Source organism: Butyrivibrio sp. XPD2006 (genome assembly GCF_000420865.1).
GTDB lineage: Bacteria > Bacillota > Clostridia > Lachnospirales > Lachnospiraceae > Butyrivibrio.
In genome coordinates, this window is the sequence record NZ_ATVT01000002.1 from 313,429 (window position 1) to 336,862 (window position 23,434).

17 protein-coding genes are annotated in these 23,434 nt (G+C 43.7%); 1 reads left to right on the plus strand and 16 read right to left on the minus strand.

Going from position 1 to position 23,434, the window contains the following annotated elements; translation table 11 throughout:
• Position 1: 1 nt before the first annotated feature.
• Positions 2–982, minus strand: a complete 981-nt coding sequence (locus G590_RS0103290; RefSeq protein ID WP_026493889.1) for an aldo/keto reductase family protein — start codon at positions 980–982, stop codon at positions 2–4.
• 10 nt (positions 983–992) lie between these two features.
• Positions 993–2,060 (minus strand): zinc-dependent alcohol dehydrogenase family protein, encoded by a 1,068-nt coding sequence (locus G590_RS0103295; protein ID WP_022764251.1) that lies wholly within the window; start codon positions 2,058–2,060, stop codon positions 993–995.
• A 141-nt stretch (positions 2,061–2,201) separates the two neighbouring features.
• Here G590_RS0103295 and G590_RS0103300 point away from each other — a divergent pair, with 141 nt between their 5' ends.
• Positions 2,202–3,098, plus strand: a complete 897-nt coding sequence (locus G590_RS0103300; protein ID WP_022764252.1) for an AraC family transcriptional regulator — start codon at positions 2,202–2,204, stop codon at positions 3,096–3,098.
• A 2-nt stretch (positions 3,099–3,100) separates the two neighbouring features.
• On the opposite strand, the gene G590_RS20390 is transcribed toward G590_RS0103300, so the two are convergent.
• The 14 genes from G590_RS20390 to G590_RS0103370 form a co-directional block, all read right to left on the minus strand.
• Entirely contained in the window at positions 3,101–3,886 is a 786-nt protein-coding gene (locus tag G590_RS20390) for a response regulator (protein WP_022764253.1), read from the minus strand.
• Positions 3,887–3,919: 33 nt separating this feature from the next.
• A complete protein-coding gene (locus tag G590_RS18260; RefSeq protein ID WP_022764254.1) occupies positions 3,920–5,059 on the minus strand; it encodes an alanine/glycine:cation symporter family protein in 1,140 nt (379 codons plus the stop codon).
• Positions 5,034–8,426, minus strand: a complete 3,393-nt coding sequence (locus G590_RS20395; RefSeq protein ID WP_022764255.1) for a DegV family protein — start codon at positions 8,424–8,426, stop codon at positions 5,034–5,036. The genes G590_RS18260 and G590_RS20395 overlap by 26 nt, the downstream gene beginning before the upstream one ends.
• Complete coding sequence (locus G590_RS0103320; RefSeq protein WP_022764256.1) at positions 8,423–10,477, minus strand: hybrid sensor histidine kinase/response regulator; 2,055 nt, start codon at positions 10,475–10,477, stop codon at positions 8,423–8,425. Before G590_RS0103320 ends, G590_RS20395 begins: the two co-directional genes overlap by 4 nt.
• Positions 10,477–11,820, minus strand: coding sequence for a GGDEF domain-containing response regulator (locus G590_RS0103325; protein ID WP_022764257.1), 1,344 nt, complete (start codon positions 11,818–11,820; stop codon positions 10,477–10,479). Before G590_RS0103325 ends, G590_RS0103320 begins: the two co-directional genes overlap by 1 nt.
• Before the next feature lie 118 nt (positions 11,821–11,938).
• Complete coding sequence (locus G590_RS20400; RefSeq protein ID WP_022764258.1) at positions 11,939–13,642, minus strand: DUF3298 and DUF4163 domain-containing protein; 1,704 nt, start codon at positions 13,640–13,642, stop codon at positions 11,939–11,941.
• A gap of 44 nt (positions 13,643–13,686) precedes the next feature.
• The gene (locus G590_RS0103335) at positions 13,687–14,550 is read right to left on the minus strand and encodes an amidohydrolase family protein (protein ID WP_022764259.1); all 864 of its coding nucleotides are present in this window, start codon (positions 14,548–14,550) and stop codon (positions 13,687–13,689) included.
• A 94-nt stretch (positions 14,551–14,644) separates the two neighbouring features.
• Positions 14,645–16,192, minus strand: a complete 1,548-nt coding sequence (locus G590_RS18275) for a sodium:solute symporter family protein (protein ID WP_022764260.1) — start codon at positions 16,190–16,192, stop codon at positions 14,645–14,647.
• Positions 16,193–16,287: 95 nt separating this feature from the next.
• Positions 16,288–16,689 (minus strand): hypothetical protein, encoded by a 402-nt coding sequence (locus G590_RS0103345; protein WP_022764261.1) that lies wholly within the window; start codon positions 16,687–16,689, stop codon positions 16,288–16,290.
• A 147-nt stretch (positions 16,690–16,836) separates the two neighbouring features.
• Positions 16,837–17,379 carry a glutathione peroxidase gene (locus G590_RS0103350; RefSeq protein WP_026493891.1) on the minus strand — a complete coding sequence of 181 codons (543 nt, stop codon included), beginning with the start codon at positions 17,377–17,379 and terminating at the stop codon, positions 16,837–16,839.
• 36 nt (positions 17,380–17,415) lie between these two features.
• Entirely contained in the window at positions 17,416–17,862 is a 447-nt protein-coding gene (locus tag G590_RS0103355; RefSeq protein WP_022764263.1) for a flavodoxin, read from the minus strand.
• 78 nt (positions 17,863–17,940) lie between these two features.
• Positions 17,941–18,741, minus strand: a complete 801-nt coding sequence (locus G590_RS20405) for a hypothetical protein (RefSeq protein ID WP_022764264.1) — start codon at positions 18,739–18,741, stop codon at positions 17,941–17,943.
• Positions 18,742–19,685: 944 nt separating this feature from the next.
• Positions 19,686–22,115: a leucine--tRNA ligase gene (gene leuS, locus G590_RS0103365; protein WP_022764265.1), complete on the minus strand. Its 2,430-nt coding sequence runs from the start codon at positions 22,113–22,115 to the stop codon at positions 19,686–19,688.
• Between the two features lie 46 nt (positions 22,116–22,161).
• Entirely contained in the window at positions 22,162–23,430 is a 1,269-nt protein-coding gene (locus tag G590_RS0103370; protein ID WP_022764266.1) for an SLC13 family permease, read from the minus strand.
• Positions 23,431–23,434 lie beyond the last annotated feature (4 nt).

Genomic DNA, 23,434 nt, shown 5'->3' on the forward strand with positions numbered 1-23,434 from the left:
CCTACTCCCAAAGCTGTGTCCATTCTGTAGCTCCGGGCCACAAAAACACCTGTCCCTTTACAAGTCGGCAGCCTCGCTCAGCAGCTTTAAGCAGTTCCATTTCTTCGTCCGAAAGCGGATCCTCAGTTGTACATTTTAAATTTGAAATATACTGAGGTTCCTTGACCGAAAACGGAATCGTGCACATACCGCGCTGAACAGCCCACTTTATGCAGATAACGGCCGGATGTACATCATGATTTTTGGCAACACTCACCACCTCAGGAAGCTCAGTATCCGCAACGTCTGTACTGCACCTGTCTCTTTCCGGTCTGCTGGGAGAGCCTATAGGGCAAAAACCTATAGGAACAATGCCATGTGCATTTGCATAGCCAAAAAGCTCCTGCTGCTGGAATGAAGGATGACATTCCATCTCCAGAGCCGAAGGCTTGATCCTGCACAGAGGCAGTACCTTCTCCAGCTTGGCTATAGTCATATTGGACATTCCTATGGCCTTCACAAGTCCATCATCGTATAACTCTTCCATTTGCCGCCACGTATCCATAAACTCATCAACAGAAAACGGCTTCGAATCCGGATTGCGTGAATCCCCGTCACATCCGGGCGCATGGTAATTGGGGAATGGCCAGTGAACAAAATAAAGATCTATATAGTCAAGTCCCAGGTCCTTAAGGCTCTTTTCACATGCCTTTCTTACTTCCCTGTGCCGGTCGTTCCATACCTTGGAGGTTATGAACAGCTCCTCTCTCTTAACGATTCCTTCTCTGAATAAACCATTTAATACTCCTCCTATCTGCTCTTCATTCTGATATACAGATGCACAGTCCAACATTCTGTAACCGGCTTTAATTGCACCGGATACCGCATTTGCTATCTGATCCGGCGTATACTTATCCGATCCGAAAGTGCCAAGTCCCACAGCAGGCATAACTGCTCCGGTATTAAGCGTATATGTCGGGACATTTGTGATAAATTCGCTCATCAGTCCCTCCTTATTTTTCATCCTGATTTCCGAAAACAACGGCTACTTTTCCGCAATTTCCGGATGCCATAAGTGCATAGGCTTCAGGCGCCTGAGCAAGCGGAAATTCATGTGTTATCAGCTTATCCGGATGGATATTCCAGCGAACCAGCTTATCCACAAGTTTCTCCATCTTCCACAGAGAAGTCACCCATGATCCGTATATAGTCTTCTGACCGTGGATAATGTCGGGACTTGGATTGAATGTGCAGGTTCCGCCCTCTCCGACAAATGCAATCTTGCCGTACGAGCGAGTCGCACGTATTGCAAGCTGTCTGCCGGGATCTGAAGCCGAGCAGTCGATAGCCTTTTCAACGCCCTGTCCACGGGTCAGCTTTAATATTTCATCAAGAGTATCCTCTCCCGGCTTAAATACGTGATCGACAAGGCCAAGCTTTTTAGCCAGATCTATTCTGTAATCGTTCATCTCAATGCCGATAAGCATGTTTGCTCCAAGTGCCTTGCAGAGCATAAGTGCAGCCAGTCCCACAGGCCCAAGACCCGTTACAAGAACTGCGTCATTTCCGCTGACTCCGATCTTCTCGATAGCCTCATAAACCGTACCGAATCCACAGGCAACCTGAGCTCCGTCCTTATAGGTAAGCTCGTCCGGAAGAGCAATCAGATCTTTTTCATCTGCAAGTATGTACTCTCCCATACCTCCGTTTCTCTGCCATCCGTATGCTGCGCGGAATTTTGAAGTACATGAAATGTAATAACCTCTTCTGCAGTCATTGCACACTCCACAGCCTGAGATGTGATAGACAATAACTCTGTCACCCTTTTTAAACCGCTTAAGCCCTTCCCCTTCCTCGATGATAAGTCCGCATGGCTCATGTCCTGCGATCATTCCGGGAATATACCCCTCGGCACCTTTACCCGTATGCTCTCTGTATATGCATCTTATGTCGCTTCCGCATATAGTGGTTGCCTTCGTGCGAATAAGAACCTGTCCAAATCCGGGCTTTGGAATCTCAAAGTCTTTGAGTTCCACAGTGGAATTCCCCGGAAGGATAGCTCCTCTCATTTTTACTGCCATAATACCTCCTCCTTTCAGACAGAAAACTTTGTACCCCTAATTGGAAGTATATGAATTCCGGGCTAGATTAATAAGAGATTATTGTGACAGGTTCTTTTTTGTTATGTCGTATTTGCGCAGGTAATATGTTATGATAATCGCATGAAGAATTCATTGGAAAAAGACATCCCAAAAAGCAGTGACAAAATTGCATATCATGACAGTGGCATTGCCTTTATGATGGACGGAGAATCAGTATATGTCGGCAACATAGTGTATGAATGCTTCCACAGATCCATACCCATGCACTCCCACTCCGACAACAGCTATGAGATACACTATATATCCTCCGGCCATGGGAAGGTAACTGTAGAGGGAAAAGAATACGATACTCTGCCCGGAACACTGTATATCACCGGTCCTCATATCAAACATTCCATGGTTCCCGATAAGAACAACCCTCTGTCTGAATACTGCGTATACCTCAAATTATCAGCGGACAAAGATGCAGGTAAAAGAGTATTATCCCCTATGAGCGCTTTCAGAAATATGAGCTTCTGGTATGGCAGTGATAAATGCGATATCCACAGCCTTATGAAATCTCTTTTCTCAGAACTGGAAAGACAGAGCCTTGGATACAGAACAGTTGTGGAGTCACTTATAAAACAGATCATAATCTCCTGCGTGAGGAACTACTCTGTCGAGACAGAGAAAAAAGATTTAAAACTCCTCAAAACCGCCGAGAGCCAGTATCTCATCATAGAGGAGGCCTTTCTCTACGAGTACGCCACCCTGACACTGACAGATCTTTCAGCAAGACTGAGTCTTAGCTCACGGCAGACGCAGAGGCTTTTGACCGAGCATTACGGCATGAATTTTCAGAGCAAAAAAACAGAAGCCAAGATGAGCGCTGCCGCACTCATGCTTGGACTTCCGGAAAAAACCATAACCGATATAGCTGATGAACTTGGCTATTCATCCGTTGAACACTTCTCAACTGCATTCAAAAAGTACTACGGAATGAATGCCAGCAGATATCGTGAAAGAGCCGGTTCCTGATACTACTGCCCCAGCTTTTTAAAAAGATAGTTCAGCAGTTCATCTTTTGTTGCTGATTTAAGGATATATCCGTCGGGCTTTAGCGCCATTACCTTGGCGACGGCGTCCCTTGTATCCACGCCCGTAAGGAATACCACCGGAATATGCGCTGTTGCGGGATCCTGTCTCAGCATCTGAAGCATCTGAGGGCCATTGACCACCGGCATTTCATAGTCAAGCAGAATAAGATTTACCGTTTCATTCTCAGGCAGTTTAAGAAGAAAGCTTATAGCCTGCATTCCCGCAGTGACTATGTCTACCTTATAATGATCCCCGATCCAGCTTTTGACTACTTTGGCGTAGTCGGGGTCATCATCAACTATCAGTACTCTCTTTTTTATATCCACATCAGGAGCAGTGGTTCCAAAAAGAGCCATATCTATTGCATTAAGAAGATCCTGAGTTTCAACAGGTCTGGATACCCAGCCAAATCTGTAGACATCGTGATATATTCTCTCAAGTTCCTGATGCAGCTCTCTTTCTCCGACCAGTATCATTTTCTTGTTCTTCTGAATCATCCTGTCACAAACCACCTGGAGCGCTTCAATTTCATCACTGTATTCTACTATCATCGTGGGAAGATTAAATATAAAAATATCCGTTGTATCCATATATTGATCAAGATTCATAACGTCGCCTACAATAGGCGTGACATTATGGCCCAGTTCAGCAAGTCTTTTTGCAAGCCCCCTTGCCACAACACTCGGCTGGAACAAAAGCATTATGATGTTAAGATTAACTCCTACCATATCAGTCCTCCAATGGCACTCCAGGCTTAAATGTCAGTCTGCCCCTTTTTGTATAGCCCTCAGTGCCTCAGCCTGTATATCGCTGTTATATGAAAGAACAGGTTCAATGTCTTTTCCCTTTATCTTTCTGTCTGTGTAGTTCTTTGTAAGTCTTATGATCAGCGGTATCTGTGACAGCACTCCTATCAGATTCGGTATCATCATAAGACCGTTAAACGTATCCGATATATCCCAGGCAAGGGATGATTCCATGACTGCTCCTGCAACTATCAAAAGCAGGAATACAACCCTGTATATTTTGGATGCAACAACGCCAAACAAATACTCTGTGACCTTGGATCCGTAATATGACCATCCCAGAACTGATGTAAAAGCAAACATCGTAATGATGATCACAATAAACCACTCTCCGGGCTTACCCAGGCTTGCTCCAAAAACCTCTGTCACAAGTGTAGCATCATTAACTATATCATGCGCCACTCCTGTCCGAAGGTCAATAAATCCCGAACACAATATAACAAGCGCAGTGAATGTACAGATAACAACGGTATCGACGAAGACTTCGGCAATACCCCAGAGTCCCTGATGAACCGGTTCTCTGTTACAGCTGGTAACATGTATCATAACCGAAGATCCCATTCCTGCTTCATTGGAAAAGACTCCTCTTTTACAGCCATGCTGTATAGTATTGATAGTCATGGCAAGTGCTGTACCTGCTGTTCCTCCGGCAACCGCTCTGGTTCTGAAAGCAAATCTGAATATTGATGCAAATGCCTCGGGAAACCTTGCTATATTTACTGTGACAACCAGCAAGCAGCCTATTACGTACGCTGCGCACAGATACGGCATGATCACTTCCGATATTGCAGCCAGACGTCTGAATCCTCCTATCAGGATAGCTGCCATGGCGATCATCAGAACTGCTCCTATAGCCCAGAGTATATTAGTTGTCCAAAAAGTTCTGCGCTGCGACAGAGCGCCGGCGTCATTGATGATCCTTCCTCTGCCGTTTATTATTCCAAAGGTATTCTTAAACCAGTGTCCGATTTTTGTAATCTGAAAAAAGCCTGTTGCCAGCGTGCAGATAATCCCTGCTCCTACGATCAGAGCAAGGCCAAAGGACCCCCATGCAAATTCATTTACTGCATTATTCAGCCGAATTACCGTCTCCATTTAATATCTCCAGTATTCCATCATAATCAAACTGATCGGCCATCTTTCGAAGGTCATTGATCTTACCTGCCTCATCTTCAGGAATTTCATAGTCTTCTATTTCCTTGAAAACAGCATCTATGGCATCGCAGTCCATGGCCTCTGCACCGCTTTGAAGGCCCTCATAAACGCTCTCCATAAGATATTTGTCAGCAACAGGTTTTGCCGGCTTATCCTCTTGTTCTGCAGTATCCTCATCAAATATCTCACTCAGAGAATTCTTGTATCCACGATATTCGCGCATAAATACCGCATGATTTTGTCTGATATATTCAAATCTTCCTTCTTTTCCTGCATTTTCAAGCAGCTGCGCTTTTTCTGAAGTGCCCGTGGCTCCTATAAGCCGGCATGAACTCTTTAGCGCATGTACCTTGATGACATAGTTGTCAAAATCGCCCTTTTCATAGTATCCATCAAGTTCCTCGGCTTTGCTGTCTATTGAATCATAGAAAAACTTAAGGATGGTCTTAAAGCCTTCCTCAGATTCACTGTTCTTAATGGCTATCTTGCCGTCAATTCCTTCTATGGACTCATACCATTTTAAAGGTTCAATGATCTCCGGCTCTTCCTGCTCATTTTCGTCCTCTTCCTGCTCATCACCGAACATGCGCATACTTTCGTTAAAGTATGCATTGAGATTATAGGACTTGTTAGACTTAACAAAGTAAAGAATACCAAAACTGCCGGGTCCGCAGTTGGTGGAGATAGCTGCGGAAGCCTGCTTGAACACAACATTCTCGAAATATGCCTTCTTGCTTATTTCTTCTTTGATCCATCTGAGGGTTTCAATCGGAACATCAACATAAGTTACAAATACAACTTCAGGATCGGGAATGACATCCACCGGAAATGCTTTGTTTATATATTTGCGGTATGCCCTCTTTCTTCTTCCCATCCAGACACCACCGATTTTAATGTTGTCATCTTGTACTTTCATACATGGATGGAGACTTAAGCTCCTGGCAACCTGATCCATCTCATTGCTTATAAAGCCCTTTCTGGCCATGAATTCCGTATTTCCGATGATAAAGCTGCATCTGAGTCTCTTCTTAACTTCCTCAAGCTCAGCAACAATGTCCTCAACGGAAATATTCATTCTGGCAAGCTTGATGGCAACAAGGACCAGAATTCCCGTTGCTGATGAAATAGCCTCTGAATTTACGACTACTACATTATCAAAAGATTTTGCTGCCTCCCTGGCAAGTCTGTAATCATCACTCATACTGCTGGTTATCGCAATATGAATAATGTGATGAGCCTGCTTAAGCTGAGAAGCAAAGAAATCCCTGTAAGCAGATTCGTCAGGAGGCATGGATTCGGCGGTTTTACCGGTACTTATGTAACGGATAAGTTCATCGGCTCCCATCTGGATACCGTCTTTAAACACGCCTTCCTCAGTTTTTATAAGGAAAGGCAAAAGAGGAATAAACCTTTCGGTAAGGGAATCCGGCAGATCACACATACTGGTGGATGTTATAAGCAGCGGCATTTTCCCTGAATACCCTGCAGCGGTATTGATTTCCGTATTGTCCACCATGATCTTATGGCTCTTTACAATAACCTTGTCGGGAGTTATGAATTTTATCAGCGTACTTTCAAGAGACTCGCTGGAAACAGGTTTTACCTGATATCCATCGAATCCTGCTCTGTAATAGGTATCCCTGTCAACCGATCCGGCATTAGCAGTAAGAACCACTATCGGCGTGGATCTGTTAAGTCCGCCCTCCTGATTACGGATGTTATTAAGACACTCTATGCCATCCATCTCAGGCATTATATGGTCCATAAGGATTACATCATATTTTTCCTTAAGGCAGAGCTCCAGAGCTTCTTTTCCGCTCATGGCACCATGAATCACCATCTCCGTGCCTTCAAGGAGTTTCATCTCCACCTCAAGATTTATCTCATTGTCATCAACAATAAGTACCTTCGCCTCAGGCGCCCTGAACAGACTTTCGTACGCCTTTCTCTTAACATCAGCCTCATTGTGGATGTTCAACTCACCAATAGCTGCAGTATCTGCAATCCCCTGATTAAACGAAACCGTAAACGTGGATCCTTCGCCATAAACACTGTTTACAGTTACTTTTCCGCCCATTAGTTCCGTAAGTCTTTTTACTATCGAAAGTCCCAGTCCCGTTCCTTCTATGAAGCGGTTCTTATCTGCATCCACGCGCTTAAAGACATCAAAAATATACGGGAGCGACTCCTTTTTGATGCCAATTCCGGTGTCGGATACCGATATAGTCAGATCAACTGTCTTTTCATCTAAAAATTCACTTTCAACACGAATATCAACAGAACCTTCAGCTGTATATTTAACAGCATTGTTTATCAGATTTACCAGGATCTGCTTAATACGAAGCTCATCGCCATACAGCATCGCAGGTGTCTTTGGATCTATAATGACATTGAATCTAAGTCCCTTTTCATTGGCGCGGGCCCAGAACATATTTATGATCTCGGAAAAGAGATCACCAACACTGTAGTTGACCGGAACAATCTCCATGCTTCCGGCTTCTGTCTTTGAAAAATCCAGAATATCATTTATAAGAGTCAGGAGCATTTTACCTGAGCCCTGTATTCCCATTGCTTCCTTTACAACTTCGTCGGGCGCATTCTGATTTCTGAGGATAAGTTCATTTAGCCCGAGAATTGCATTTATGGGCGTACGGATCTCATGGCTCATGCTGGAAAAGAATCTGTTCTGTGTCTTTGAAAGATCTTCTGCCTTTTTGGCTGCATCTGTAGCTCTTTTATTCGCTCTGATATGCAGGCTGTTCTGAATCCACGTCATGGAAAAACATACAGTACCTACGAGAACCAGCGATATAAACGAGTCAATAAAGAACATTTCTTTGGAGTGCTGATATACAAGCTGCGGGTAAAAATACTCAATCGTATAAAAAACAAAGGCCATCAGTGTGATGCCTATAAACATCACTATTCGCCATGCCCCTGTAAGCACAAGTCCTGCGTATGTATAGGTAAAGATGATCCATAAAACACCACCTCCCCTTATACCTCCGCCAAAGAAGTAAACTCCCGGAAGTATTAAAAACACCATGCCTGTAATAGTGAGCTTTATCGCATGTCCGACCTTCTTTTTGCGGAAGCATATGATCATAATGGCCAGTGTACAGACAAGCGTCACAACAATAAACCATATCTCATACGGGTTCTCCTGTGTGATTATGTCACCTATAAGGGCAGCAAATATCGTTATCTCGCAGACAATGGTCAATGCCAGATATACTCTTTCCTTAACCTCCCTATTCGGATCCTCTATTGCTTTTATTACTCTGGAAATAAAATTGTCTTTCTTCATGATGCCTGCCCTCCTCTGCCTTTGCCGTTTTGGGCAAGTACCTTGAGCATAACATGCTCAAACTCCGGAATACTCATGGGCTTGGCAATAAACCCATCGAAGCCTTCCCTCATGAACATCTCTCTTGCACCCGAGACAGCATTGGCTGTAAGTGCAATAACGATGGCTTTTTTATTTCTCTCCTTTGCCGCTGTTTTGATGAGCTTCATAGCCTCCACACCGTCCATTTCAGGCATCATGTGATCCATGAACACAACATCATAGTTGCTCTTTCTGAATTTGGCGACAGCCTCCTGTCCGCTTCCCGCAAGATCGGTACTCATACCAAAATTCCTGAAAATGCCTTCCGCAACTATCAGGTTCATTGGCTCATCATCAACAACAAGTACCTTCAGCCCGGCGAGATTCGGGTGTGCGATATTATCTTCACTGTCAAGATTCTGTGCGTTATAACCCTCATTAATGACTTTGGTAACAGGATATCCGTACAGCGGTTTTGGCAATACCATAACAGTACTTCCCAAAGCCTTTTTGAAATCGGATTTTGCAGATACAGCAACCACAATATCGCTTTTACTAAGTTCCTCAAAGTACGCGGTATTGTCTTCATATTCCTCCTGCCCCATAAAGATGGCAGATATCTCTCTTTTCTCGATAAGCTGTTCAATTTCTTTCCTTGAATCGGCTGAATACAGAGTGACTTTCAATCCCGATGCAAGATTCATAGCCATCTCCTTATAGAATTCACGCACCTTGGGAACCTTGAACTTCTCAGAACGTGAATGGAATATAATATCTCCACTATAATTCTCAGCCAAAGACATACACGGAGAAGCATCCACAACCTTTTGAGGGATTGTCACCCTGACTGTGGTTCCGTTTTTGGGTATGCTCTCAATCTTGACAAAGCCTCCCATGCTATGCGCAAATCCATAAACTATGTACAGTCCCAGTCCAATTCCTCCCGAACTGCGATTTCTCTTTTTATTGACCTGATACATGCCCTCAGATACCATTGCTATGAATTTACGTTCAATACCTATTCCTGTATCCGTAACTTCAATGCAAAGATTTACTCCATAATCAGTATCCTCAGCAAATACCCTGACGTAGATTCCCCCCTTCTTGGTGAATTTTACAGCATTATCCAAAAGATGCCTGAATATCTTATGAAGCTTTTTTATATCTCCGCGCATCTTTAGCGGAACCCTTGGATCCACATCAACAACAAGTTCCAGCTTTCTTTCATTTTCAAGCATTCTGAATTCCACAACCACATCATTTATAAGTGACGTGCATGTGTATTCATCCTCTTCAAGGATGATGTTGTCACGTTTGCATTCAGTGTAATCCTGGATATCTTCAATCTGATAAGCAAGCTTGGTTCCCGCCTGCTTTATTGAGAAGGCTTCCTCGCCAAGATTCTTCTTGAGCTGTATCTCACTCATTCCGAGGACAACGTTTACAGGCGTTCTCAGCTCATGGGAAATGTTAGAAAGAAAGTCCTCCATATCAGCATCTACGGCCTCTATACGCGCTTCTTTTTCAGCATCGCTGTTATCCATATCAATCTTGTCTCGGACAAGTTTCACGCAGATAAAATAGACCATAAATACTATACTCATATGGAGGAATAATCTGGATATATTGACATCATCGAAGACAACATTGTGTTCTTTGCTTACAATAAAGAGCTGGATTGCAAGAATAATCCAGTATTCTCCGAAAAGCAGATTTAACATATAAACGCGGTCAAACAGCGTAAGAGCCACCATAGCAAGGACTATTACTATACCGACATCGTAATAAGAGCTTCCGTGGACACCATGATAAAATACAAGCAGCATCACATAACCAAGATACGCAAGCTGCCTTGTCTTGTATTCAGGATTTCCGGAAATATGCATTCCCCAGACTATTACAGCTCCGACAAGAATAAGCGGCGGAACCCAGAATTCCCATCCCAACAGAATGCTTTCGATTGAAAGTCCCATGCAGCCGATGGATATTATCAGAATGATAAATCTCTCGTTATTTCTCTGGTTCATCATTATTCCTCATTAGCATCACAAGATATGTGTTCAGTTACATACTCCATTTTTGCCGATCCTATACCGATCTCAGCAAAAGACTCTTCTATTCGCTTTATAACAATCTCTGTCTCATCTTTGGTGATGATCGGAAGAAATACTAAAACCTGGTCTGACTTTATCTGTACAATGGCATCGCTTATTCTCAGCTTCTTTCTGAGCATTTCAATAAACCTGGATGAAAGCTCGGACAAATTGTCGTCTTCACCGACTGACAGGCTGAAGAGCATTTTGGCTGCGCCTTTTTTGTACCTGCGGATAAAACGTATTGAAAACTGGTACATCTGGTAAAAAGCTTCTTTTCCTATAACCATTGCGCCGTCTGCTTCATTTCGCTCTTCCATGATCCGGCTTATTCTTGCCAGGTCAGCAGCCAGATCATTTTCGTTCTCAGACTCTTTTACCACGAGCTCCTCATTATATATCTGAGCTCCGTGCTTTCCGTTCTCTTTTGCCCCGTACATGGCGGTGTCGGCGCATTTAAAAAGCGTCGTGTAGTCTCTGGTATGCTTTGGAACAAAAGCTGCACCTACCGAGATGCCTATTGGCAGATCAAAATCATCCCCCATCAGCTCAATGCATCTGCTGATAATCTGCACATTCAGTCTGCCGGTCAGGCTCTTAACGGCAACTTCGGAAGTTACACCGCTAAAGAACCCCAGGAACTCATCTCCGCCTATCCTGCTTACGACATCCTCATCTCTGGTGTTATGCTTCAGGATCTCAGAAAAGGCGATCAACACCTCATCTCCCATGTCATGGCCATAGATATCATTGACCAGTTTGAAATTGTCCAGGTCAAAGAGCATGAGTGCCCCCGTATGATCAAGGCACATCTCCGCTATTTTTTCTGTTCCGCTGGCCTTGTTCATAAAGCCGGTCAGTTTATCCAAAGTCGCTTTTTCAGTAAGTATCTCTATGGTCTTGTGACTTTCGATCGTTTTGAAGATACGGTTTATAAGGATTTCCTTATCTATCGGTTTCCTTACAAAATCCGCTGCTCCATCCCTGAGGCCTCGCCTCTCTGTAGCCGAATCATTATCTCCGGACAAAAAAATCACCGGAGTGGTATTTCTTCCCAGTTTCTCCTCAAGCTCCCTGAGTGCATGGAATGTTTCAAATCCATCCATATCAGGCATGAGAATATCCAGGATTACCAGATCCGGTGTGTTATTTTCTATGAATTTCAGAAGTGCAGGCCCGGAGCGCAAACAACTAACGCGCATAGCATATCCTTCAAGAAGATTCTTTGCGCTTCTGAGCAGTAATGCATCATCATCTACAACAGCAATCCAATATCCCACGTATTTTCTCCGTTTATGCGCCTTATAAATCCATTTCGGCGCAGCAGTTTACATAGTTTGCCACAGTAAAATTGTACGATATTTGGAATGCTAAATGTATTAAAAAACAATAATATTTTTAATAAGTCGATATCTTGAACTCGTATGCTGTATTGTATGTTGCCACATAAAGAGTGTCCCCAACAGCATTAAACTGATCAGGCGCGGAATTTACGGGAATCTTTTCCATGATCTGTCCGGTGAATCTGTCCAGAAGATATATGAAATCAGGCTCCGCTGTAAATCCGTATCCGCACACGATCGTGTCATTTATCAGCAGGAAGTTGTCGCTGTTGGCTACAAGCGGCTCACTTCTCCAAAGGACATATCCTGTGCTTGGATCAATGGCGACCATGTAGTTGCTGTTTGGCTCTTCTGATGAATATCCGTTATGTATGAGAGATACGTAAAGTGTTCCGTCATATATCTTGGCCCATTTGATGAACTGGGTTGTCCTTGAATATGTGCCGGTCTCCTCGTCAGGTCCGTTGCAAAGAGCATACAGATCAAGGCTGTATATCATCCTGGTACCGGCCTTGTCGTAAACATCAAGGCGGTTATACATGTAAGGATAATCCATAGGCATATCGCCCACGTAGGTGTAGTCATCATCCGAGTATGGAAGCATTTCAACCTCAAACCCGTGCTGATCTGCCCAGACTTCTGTGTCGAGCCAGTCTGTCTTTTCCTCCTTGGTCTTGGCAAGTGTAATATGAGTACCGTCATCAGGGCCTCTTCCGTCCTCAGTAAAGGCATTCCAGCTCTTGTTGACAACCTGAGTGCTGCCCTCATTATTTACTACGTGGAATTCGCCGTTCTCATCCTCCTCATAAGAGGGCTCAGCGGCTGCAACCATCTCTTTTTCCAGCTCTCTTGTCCCTACCATAGCCTCTTTGTCAAGGTCACTTGTCGGAATGTACTCAGGCTTTATCAGGTCAGGATACTTACTGAATGGTAAAAGAATCTCCTGATATCCGGCAGCATATGACGCCATTTCGTAGGGCGAAAAATAAACTCTCATCCCCTCTGTGTCAATGGTCCAGGTGTAGAGATTGTTGTCCAGCTTAGCTTCATAAACATCAAGGATAGTCTCGCCCTCCTCAAGATAAATGAAGGACTCAAACTCGCTTACAAGATCGGGGTATGCGGCGTAAAGCTCGTCCTTGATTGCCTTGGCCGCAGCGGTGCTGTCATTAATAACCTCATTAATCTCAAGAGTTTTGCCGGTGGCAGGGTCAATATTGACAGATCCTGTGCTGTGATTCGGATGAGCTCCACCGGAGTAGTCATAGTAACTGACCATAACGGAAAAGAGCGCATCGTCCGCCCTTACTACATCTGCAGTAATCTCAGATGAGTATGGATTCTCAATCGGCTCTGCACTGTCAATCTGATAGTAGCCGTACTCACCTACGCTGTATTCAACCGAGTCTTTCCAATATGAATTGAGATCATATACTTCGGAAAAGAGATTCAGGTACTGACCGGAAAACTCAGGAGTCATCACGATTTCAGGGTAGCTTCCTGTCGCAACCTCTTTTCCCGAAACCTCGCAGCTTACGGGGTGAGTCACGATAGTGATGGGCTTATCCTTTTCAGCTTCATCCGCAATACTCTCGCCTGCACCCGAAGCTTCTGTGCTGCCTTCCGGATTTTCGATACTGCTCTCTGCTGTGACATTCTCAGGAGCATTATCTGTATCTGCTGTATTCTTGCCGCAGGCTGATAGCGATACTGCTATAAGTGATGCAGCTGTGATAATGGCTATTGCTTTTCTATTCATAACATTTCTCCTCATTGAAAAATACAATCACCATTATAGCACGTTTAAAATATTATTTTTTCTGCATTACCACCAAGAACAAGCATTAGCTCTCTCTCAGATAAAGGCAGTTTTTCAATAAACTGCCTGCTCTTTTTTTGGTCAGTCCAGGGGCTGTCGGAGCCAAATAAAATGCGCTCCGCACCAAATGCCCTTATGATCTCCATGTACTGATCTTCGTCCATCATCCTCGTATCTTTGTCATCCCAGTATCCATCGTTCAACGGCTCTATAGATTCCGAAGAAAAAGATGTATCCAGATACACTCCGGTATCGGCCAAAAGCCCCGGAACCTCATCCCAGTTAGTCCATCCCCCCATGTGGGCAAGGATGAATTTAAAATCACCAATCTTATCCCATACATTTCTGCACATCTGCGGCGAACAATGCACGACACCCGGAAATCCTATATCTATTCCCGCATGCGTAATGACAATAAGCCCGTTCTCCGCTGCACAATCAATGATGCGAAGGAACTTCACATCATCTATATCACATTTCTGATAAACAGGATGAAGCTTGATACCTTTGATCCCATGCTCTGCAATCCTTCTAAGCTCGGCTCTGTAATCCTCAAACTCGGGATGGATGCATCCAAAGGAGAGAACTCTTCTTTTTCCGACTTCATGGCCATCGAAGTACTTCTCATTGTTTCTTAGCGATGAATCATTGACTTTTACCACTTGCGAGGGCGCTGTCGCCACAGGCACCACCACTGCGACATCAATGTCAGCATCATCCATCGAAGAGAGAATCCCGCTGATAGTCCCATCTGTATGAGGTATTATGTGCGCTTCCCTGCTCAGAGCATCTATTGCTCCGGCTGCAATCTTATCCGGAAATGTATGTGTGTGAATATCAATCACCATGTCTTTTAACCGCTCCATCCGTATCGCAAAATTCATCCTGAATCAGAATAAAATCGCCCCAGGTCTCCCCGGGGCGACGTCATAGACTCTTGTATTACTCCTCGTCGTCTGAAAGTGATGTGCTCTGATGAACCATGACTTCCTTGTTGTAGCAAGCAAAGGCTCCATCCACAAGCGCAGCATCCGGTCTCTTTGTGAAAAGAGATATCACAGGAACGATAATAAGTCCTGCCAGCATGCAGAATGCACCGGCGTTGATAGGTGACTGAAGAAGCTTAGGGAAGCTGCTTCTTACCATCATGTTAGCCAGCATCACAACAGTTGAGAATACGAAGTTAACCCAGACAGCAACCTTGGTTGTGCCTCTCCAGTACAGTCCATAGAGGAAAGGAGCAAGGAATGCGCCTGCCAGTGCTCCCCACGAAACACCCATGAGCTGAGCAATAAAGGTCACGTTCTGCTTGTACTGAATGATCGCAATAACAACTGAGATAGCAACGAATACAATTATGAGAGCTCTCATGATAAGGAGCTGTCTCTTTTCATCCATTTCCTTATAAACATGGCCCTTAAGAAGGTCCAGGGTCAGGGTCGAACTGCTGGTAAGAACCAGTGATGACAGTGTAGACATAGATGCAGAAAGAACAAGGACAACCACAACCGCTATGAGGATATCAGGCATACCCGAAAGCATTGCAGGAATAATTGAGTCGTATCCTCCGTTTGCGATATCAACCTTATCGGAAAAGAGCCTTCCAAAGCCGCCGAGGAAATAGCATCCGCCTGCAACTACAAATGCGAAGAATGTTGAAACTATGGTTCCCTTGGAGATTGCTCTCTCACTCTTTATCGCATAGAACTTCTGAACCATCTGAGGAAGTCCCCATGTACCCAGAGATGTAAGAAGTACTACTCCAAGTAAGTTAAGCGGATCAGGACCAAAGAAAGATGCGAATATACCGGGTGTTGTTGAAACACTCTCATCGCTTATCCTTGCGAGACCGTCAAGTGCTGCAATGAATCCGCCCTGACTGTTAAGAACAGATAAAATAACTGCGCAGATACCGATCAGCATGATGATACCCTGAATGAAATCATTGATGGCTGTAGCCATGTAACCGCCGGCAATAACGTAAACTCCGGTGAGAACTGCCATAACAATAACGCAGATTGAATAGTCAATATTAAAAGCCATTCCAAAAAGTCTTGAAAGGCCGTTATACAGTGATGCTGTATATGGGATCAGGAAAATAAAGGTAATGATAGATGCTGCTATCTTAAGAGATCTTCCGCCAAATCTTGCTGCAAAGAACTGCGGCATTGTTGCTGAATTAAGATGCTGGGTCATGATCCTGGTCCTACGTCCTAAGATCACCCATGCCAGAAGCGATCCGATAAGGGCATTGCCGATTCCGACCCAGGTGGATGCTATTCCGTATTTCCATCCGAACTGTCCGGCGTAACCAACGAAGATAACCGCTGAAAAATAAGATGTTCCGTATGCAAAAGCTGTAACCCAGGGGCCAACAGATCTTCCGCCCAAAACGAAACCATTGACATCAGTGGAGTTCTTTCTGCAGATGAAGCCGATTGTCAACATCACAGCAAAGAACACCACCAGTAACAGTGCTTTGATAATCATAAGTTTTTCCCTCCAACAAACATTCTATTTAATACTGTAACGCTTTAAAGCGTGTTAGTCAAGAATTGTTGAAAGGAAAAATAAGTATTTATGCGTTATTCTATATAGTCTTTTACATTAAGAGTTTCTTCCGTTTTCTGTTCGTCATCGATAATGCCCGGAACCTGCTCTGTCACATAGGTATCGCCGGTTTCAGGATTTACATAGTAACGGATAAGAGCACCGGTATATGCCCTGTAGAGAACGCAAATTTCGCCATCCTCGGTTGTAGATGCATCCCAGTAAATGGTGTAGTCATCTGAATCAACCATGTCAGCAAGATCAGGGAAGCCTTCGATACAGTATTTCTTAATTGCTTCACACGCCTGATCCTCTGTGATGAGGCCTGATTTCTCTGTATTTTCAGTCTTGTCTGTATCCTGTGCTGTCTCAGAACTGCAGCCTGCAAGACCAAGTACCATGCAGCAAGCCATTGCTAATATTAATTTCCTTTTCATAACACTTTCCTCATCGAAATAATCACAACAGTATATATGTTACACCACTTAACAGGAGATAAATCTTAAAGAATTATGAAATCTGATTGCAACAAAAAACTCACGGACAATAATCCGTGAGCTTTTTTGTGTGTGATGTGTAAATTATTAAAGAAGTGAGCAGATGCAAGCCTCTACATCAGCCACATCGGCTGTAGGCTCGAATCTTGCAATCACGTTTCCTTCGCGGTCAATGATAAACTTAGTAAAGTTCCATTTGATATCAGGCTTTTTGTCCCAATCAGGATCAGCCTCAGCGAACATCTTCTCAAGAAGTGCCTTGAACTCGTGCTCCTGGAAGCCCTCAAAGCCCTTCTGTGACTTAAGATATGTGTAAAGAGGAAGCTCGTTCTCTCCGTTTACATCAGACTTAGCCATCTGAGGGAAGGTTGTGTTGTAATGAAGGGTGCAGAACTCATGGATCTCTTCATCTGTTCCGGGAGCCTGCGCACCGAACTGATTGCATGGGATATCAACGATTTCAAGACCTTTGTCATGGTACTTGGTGTACATCTCCTCAATCGGAGCATACTGAGGTGTAAATCCGCATCCTGTTGCAGTGTTTACAACCATGATGACTTTTCCCTTGTAATCTGCAAGTTTTAGCTCTTTTCCCTCTCCTGTCTTAAGTGTGTAATCGTAGATCATTATCTTTCCTCCTGAATGTTTATTGTTATAATATCTCTTTTACCAATTAGCTACTTCGTCTGCGTTATGAACGATCTTGGCATCCAATACTGCAGCGCCCTTGATATACTCTCCGAGCTTCTCGGCTGTCTTGCCGATTCCACTTCCGCCGGATGTTGCAAAGGCATAAACCTTCTTGCCTTCCCAGTTATAATCCTTGCAGAATGTGTATACTACTCTTGGCGCTGCTGCGTACCAGATAGGGAAACCAATGTAGATAACGTCGTATTTATCGAAATCCTCAACCTTGCCCATTACAGGAACATCCTTTTTACCGATCTGCTCCTTGTTGCATCTTGAAAGTGGATTGAGGTAGTTAATGTCCATCTTTGTATAAGGCTCTTCCGGAATGATCTCAAAGCAGTCTGCTCCGATCTTCCTTGCAAATTCCTCTGCCACAGCCTTTGTTGTGCCTTCTGCACTGAAAAATGTTACTAATGTGCTCATTGCGTTGCCTCCTGATTGCAGTCTTGTATTTTACGCAATCTAATTGTATCACATTTATTTTAGAATTCAAGTACTTTTTTACATCAAATATTTTTCTATATTTCTGTATACGCTGTGAATATCCAGCACCTCCTCATCGGACTCCATTGTTATAACAAGGTTGTCCCCAAGGATAATTCCATTTTGCTCATAGAGCATCAGCTTTGGAAAATTATCCGCGCAATATGCGGCATCCGACAGTCTGCCAAAATGTTCCCAATACACGGTTTTTCTCGTTCTTACATTCAAAGTCACAAAATCCGGATATCTGACAGTATTATTGTCTAAAATCAGACGAGGCTCATACGCATATGGAATCTTCCTGCAAAACAGCGTATTGGCGATTAGTTGTTCACTCTTACTTTTTACGATTTCACCGTTCATGGTTTCATGCGGCTTTTTCGGCGGATACGGATTCTGGCACCCGGGATGTGATGCAAGCCAGTTGTTGATATAGTCTTCATCAGATGAAATGATCGGAGTTATGAGAGCCTTCTTGGCATTGCAGGTATTTTCATAGATATTCATAATGGAATTTATATTACCGTTCTTTATAAATTTCTCGAATCTGCCAATCAGATCATTTATTTCTCTGCTGACCTTTAACTCGTATTCTTTCTGGATAATCTGGCGTATCTCATTTAGATTGTTTCTTCTTAAATAGATCATGTTGCCTGAATCAGGATCTATTCGATAATATTGATGAAAACTTCCTCTTGAAGACGTACGGATGCATTCATCAGGCACATTCTTCAGCTTTTTCAAATGCTCATCTGAGAGCTTTTTTAATCTCTTCAGTAGCATAAGTTGTTTTTCCAGTTCTCTCTTGTTATCATCCATAGTTGTTCCTTTGCTTTATTTGATTTTAATATTTTTTTAATCGTGGATAAGCCGGTAATCCGGATGATTCTCATGTAATGCATATTGAGATAAACACGAAAATGCATAAAAGAGAAATTTGATGAATCATGGCAGAGCACCACTACCGGTATCAAGTTTGATTAAGACCAAGCTGATTCTCAGCCTGTATAGGACTGATGATGATATTAGCACAATTGGGATTGAATAGTCTTTAAGATTCTATGAAGAATTATTAATTTTACGGAGGGTAATCTTAAGAAATTTGCGGGATTGCATCAATATTAGCCATGGACAGGATATTAACTGCACACTATTATGGCATGCCAGGCCTTAGATATAAGTAAAATTATGTTAAAAGAGCTCTATGATCAATAGCGTACGATATTATGTTAATAGAAGTCATGTTCATAAGAAAATATTCTAAAAACATGACTAGCAAAATTGCTGCAGTCATGTTTATTGGCCTTTTTCTTATAAACATGAATTAATTTGCAAAAAAAGTCATGTTATTTGCATTTGTTCTCTGTAGCATGACTCTATAGTCATGTTTTTTAGAGTTTTCCTACTGAGCATGACTTTTTGATGGTTCAAAAGTCATGTTATAATCAAAAACCTTTAGAAACATGACTTTTCCTAATTCATCGGATCAATGCAGGTCATGTTTTTAGAAAAAAAGGCCAAAAACATGACTCCACAGCCCATTATGCAATATAGCTTCAAAGTCTGTAATGTAATTTCAGGATTAGGGCTTCTCACCCCGCCATGCACGCTCGAAATCGCGCGGCGATTCCCACTACCCCGCCATGCACGCTCGGAACCGCTGCGCTTGTTCCTCGCTTGACGGCATTCGCCGTATAAATAAGCAAAAAAAGTGCGACTACTGAGTAAACTCAAGTCGCACTTTTTTCACTTATTTGCATGGCTCACTTTACAACAATGTTAACAATCCTGCCGGGCACATAAATCTCTTTTACAATAGTCTTGCCTTCAAGTTTATCAGCAATGAGCTCTTTACCCTTGGCGATAACTTCGTCCTTAGGATCTTCCTTGCAGATGGAGAGTTTTTCTTTTACCTTACCGTTGATCTGAACTGCGATCTCAACAGTGTCCTCTACACACTTGGACTCATCATAGGTTGGCCATGGCTCGAATGCAATAGTCTTGTCATGTCCGAGATACTGCCAGATTTCCTCACCTACATGAGGGCAGATGCAGGAGAACATCTTGATGAAGCTCTCAGCATACTCTCTTGGGCAGCTGCCTTCCTTGTAAACTGCATTTACAAATATCATCATCTGAGCGATGGCTGTGTTAAAGCCAAGTGCCTCGAAGTCGCCTGAAACTTTCTTGACTGTCTGGTGATAAACCTTCTCGAGGTTTGCATTGCCACCGTCAGTGATGTTTGCAGGCTCTGTGAAGAATGTATATACACGGTTGATGAACTTTCTCGCTCCGGTAACTGCTGCGGAGTTCCAGGGCTTTGAAACCTCAAGAGGTCCCATGAACATCTCGTAGAGACGAAGTGTATCAGCACCGTACTCCTTGACGATATCACTTGGGTTAACAACGAACTCAGGGAATCTCTTACCCATCTTGATTCCGTTCTCACCAAGGATCATTCCCTGATGTACAAGCTTCTTGAAAGGCTCTTTTACAGGAGAAAGACCTTTGTGATACAGGAAGCGGTTCCAGATACGTGAGTACATAAGGTGTCCTACAGCGTGCTCAGGACCACCGATGTAAAGGTCAACAGGCATCCAGTGCTTAAGGAGTTCCTGATTAGCAAACTCGTTGTCGTTATCGGGATCGATATATCTGAAGTAGTACCAGGAAGATCCTGCAGAACCGGGCATTGTTGATGTCTCTCTTGTGCCCTTAAGTCCGTTCTTGTCATAGGCCTTCCACTCAGTTGCATTCTCAAGAGGTGCCTGTCCGTTCTTGCCCTTGTAGTCCTCAAGCTCAGGAAGAACAACAGGAAGCTCGGAGTCATCAAGGAATTCAATGCTTCCGTCCTCTTTATAAATACATGGAACAGGCTCGCCCCAGTAACGCTGTCTTGCAAAGATCCACTCACGGAAGTGATAGTTGACCTTCTCTCTGGCAACGCCCATATCTACGAGCTTCTTGGTAATAGCCTTCTTGGCATCCTCAACAACCATTCCGTCAAACTCTTCGGAATTCATAAGGACGCAGCCCTTGCCAAGGTAATCCTGCTTTTCAAATGCATGTCCGGAAACATCAACTGTTCCCTCTGCATTATTGATAACCTGAATAAGAGGAAGGTGATGAACCTCAGCATATTCAAAGTCTCTCTGGTCATGTGTAGGTACAGCCATAACAGCACCTGTACCATAGCTTGCAAGTACGAAGTCACCGATGAAAAGAGGTACTTCCTTGCCGTTTACAGGATTGATAGCGTAAACCCCCTTAAGAGGGCAGCCTGACTTGGTCTTGTTAAGATCTGTACGGTCAAGGTCGTTCTTCTTAAGTGTCTCATCGATATATGCCTGAACTTCTTCAGGATTCTCAACGCGGTCCATAAGTCCCTTGACAATCTCTCCGTCGGGAGCAAGAACCATAAATGTGATACCGTAAATTGTCTCGATACATGTTGTGAAGATAGAGAACTCTCCGCCGCCAACGATCTTGAAATCAACCTCTACACCTGTTGACTTGCCGATCCAGTTTCTCTGGATCTCCTTGGTTGACTCAGGCCAGTCGATCTCATTAAGTCCGTCAAGAAGCTCCTCAGCAAAAGCCTGCTGATCGATTACCCACTGCTTCATCATCTTCTTGACAACAGGGTATCCGCCACGCTCTGACTTGCCGTCGATAACCTCGTCGTTGGAAAGAACTGTACCAAGCTCCTCACACCAGTTAACAGGCATATCGATGTGCTTGGCATATCCTGCCTCATAGAGCTTTTTGAATATCCACTGTGTCCACTTGTAGAACTTGGGATCACTTGTTGCAATCATCTTGGACCAGTCGTAGTCAAAGCCGAGCTCTTTGAGCTGCTTGGAGAAAGTCTCAATATTCTTCTCTGTGAATCCTGCAGGATGATTACCTGTTGTTACAGCGTACTGCTCAGCAGGAAGTCCGAAGGAATCGTATCCCATGGGATGAAGCACGTTGTATCCCTGCATGCGCTTCATACGGGACATAATATCTGTAGCTGTATAACCTTCGGGATGGCCTGCGTGAAGGCCTACTCCTGAAGGATATGGAAACATATCAAGTGCGTAATACTTGGGCTTTGAAAAATCCCAAACATCTGTCTTAAAAGTTTTGTTCTCTTCCCAATATTTCTGCCACTTACTCTCAATGGCGTGATGGTTGTAAACTTCTGCCATAACTTAACTCCTCTTTATATTCAAAATATTAAAATCGATTATACCATTATCTCCACAAAACCCAAAGGAAAACATAAGCTCCGATAACTGCTGCCAGAGTAAATGGAATTCCAATTCTTGCGAAATCCCAGAAGGAAACCTCGTGGCCTTCCTTTCTGAGCATTCCCACACCTGCGATGTTGCAGCTTGCGCCAACAGGAGTGATGTTTCCGCCAAGGGTTGCTCCGCACAAAAGTCCAAAATACAGAAGGTAAGGAGCAATTCCAAGAGATGCTGTAACTCCCTGAAGAACCGGAAGCATTGTTGCAACGTAAGGGATGTTGTCAATAAACGCTGAAATAAGAACTGATCCCCATACTACAATTGTAAACAGCAGGAACAGGTTGTTTCCGCCGGCCTTAACAATAAAGCCTGCAAGGTCATCAACAAGTCCAACGTTTGTAACACCACCGATTACCATGAAAAGACCTGTAAGAAGAAGTACAGTGTCATAGTCAAGGTTCTTGACAACTCTCACGATACGGTCAGCATCGTGGTCCTTAAGGTACTCCCAGGCCATACCAACAAGTGAGCATCCAAGGCAGATAAGACCGTTTGTGATCTCAGGCTTCTCGGGAATGAATGATGCAGCCATAAGAAGAACGACGTGAGCAACCATCATGATTGTAGGAACATAATCTGTAACCTTTGTCTTTTCTTCTGCGGATACAGGCTCTTTGTCTTTTCTGAAAAGGATCATCATGATCGGTACTGTAAGCAGTGCGCCCAGCTCTACAGCAAAGAAGATACCGGGTCTTCCGTTCATCCAGAAGAAGTCGTTGAAGTCCATCTTGGCATATGCGCCAAGCATGATTGATGTTGTGTCACCGACAAGTGTTGCTGCTCCCTGAAGGTTTGAAGAAACAGCGATGGATATGATCATCGGTACCGGATTGATCTTAAGCTTTTTGCAAACCGCAAGACCAACAGGTGCAACCATCAGAAGTGTTGCCACGTTATCGATAAATGCTGAAATAAGTCCTGAGAACAGTGACATGAAGATTGTAACCCACATTACATTGGGTGCCAGATCCAGCAGGTAATCCGCAATCAGGTTCGGCATCTTGGATTCAATGAAATAATCAACCAGCAGCAGTGTTCCAAAGATCATCAGGAGCACGTTCCAGTCGACAACGGAGAATACCGTATTGTAAGGAAGAATCCCCGTTACTATATATATTGCAGCAACAGCCAGCGCTATGATCGCACGTCTCTTGGGAAATGTGATCAGCCCCACGTACATTGCCACAAACAGGATTATTGCAAGTGTTTTCAATTAA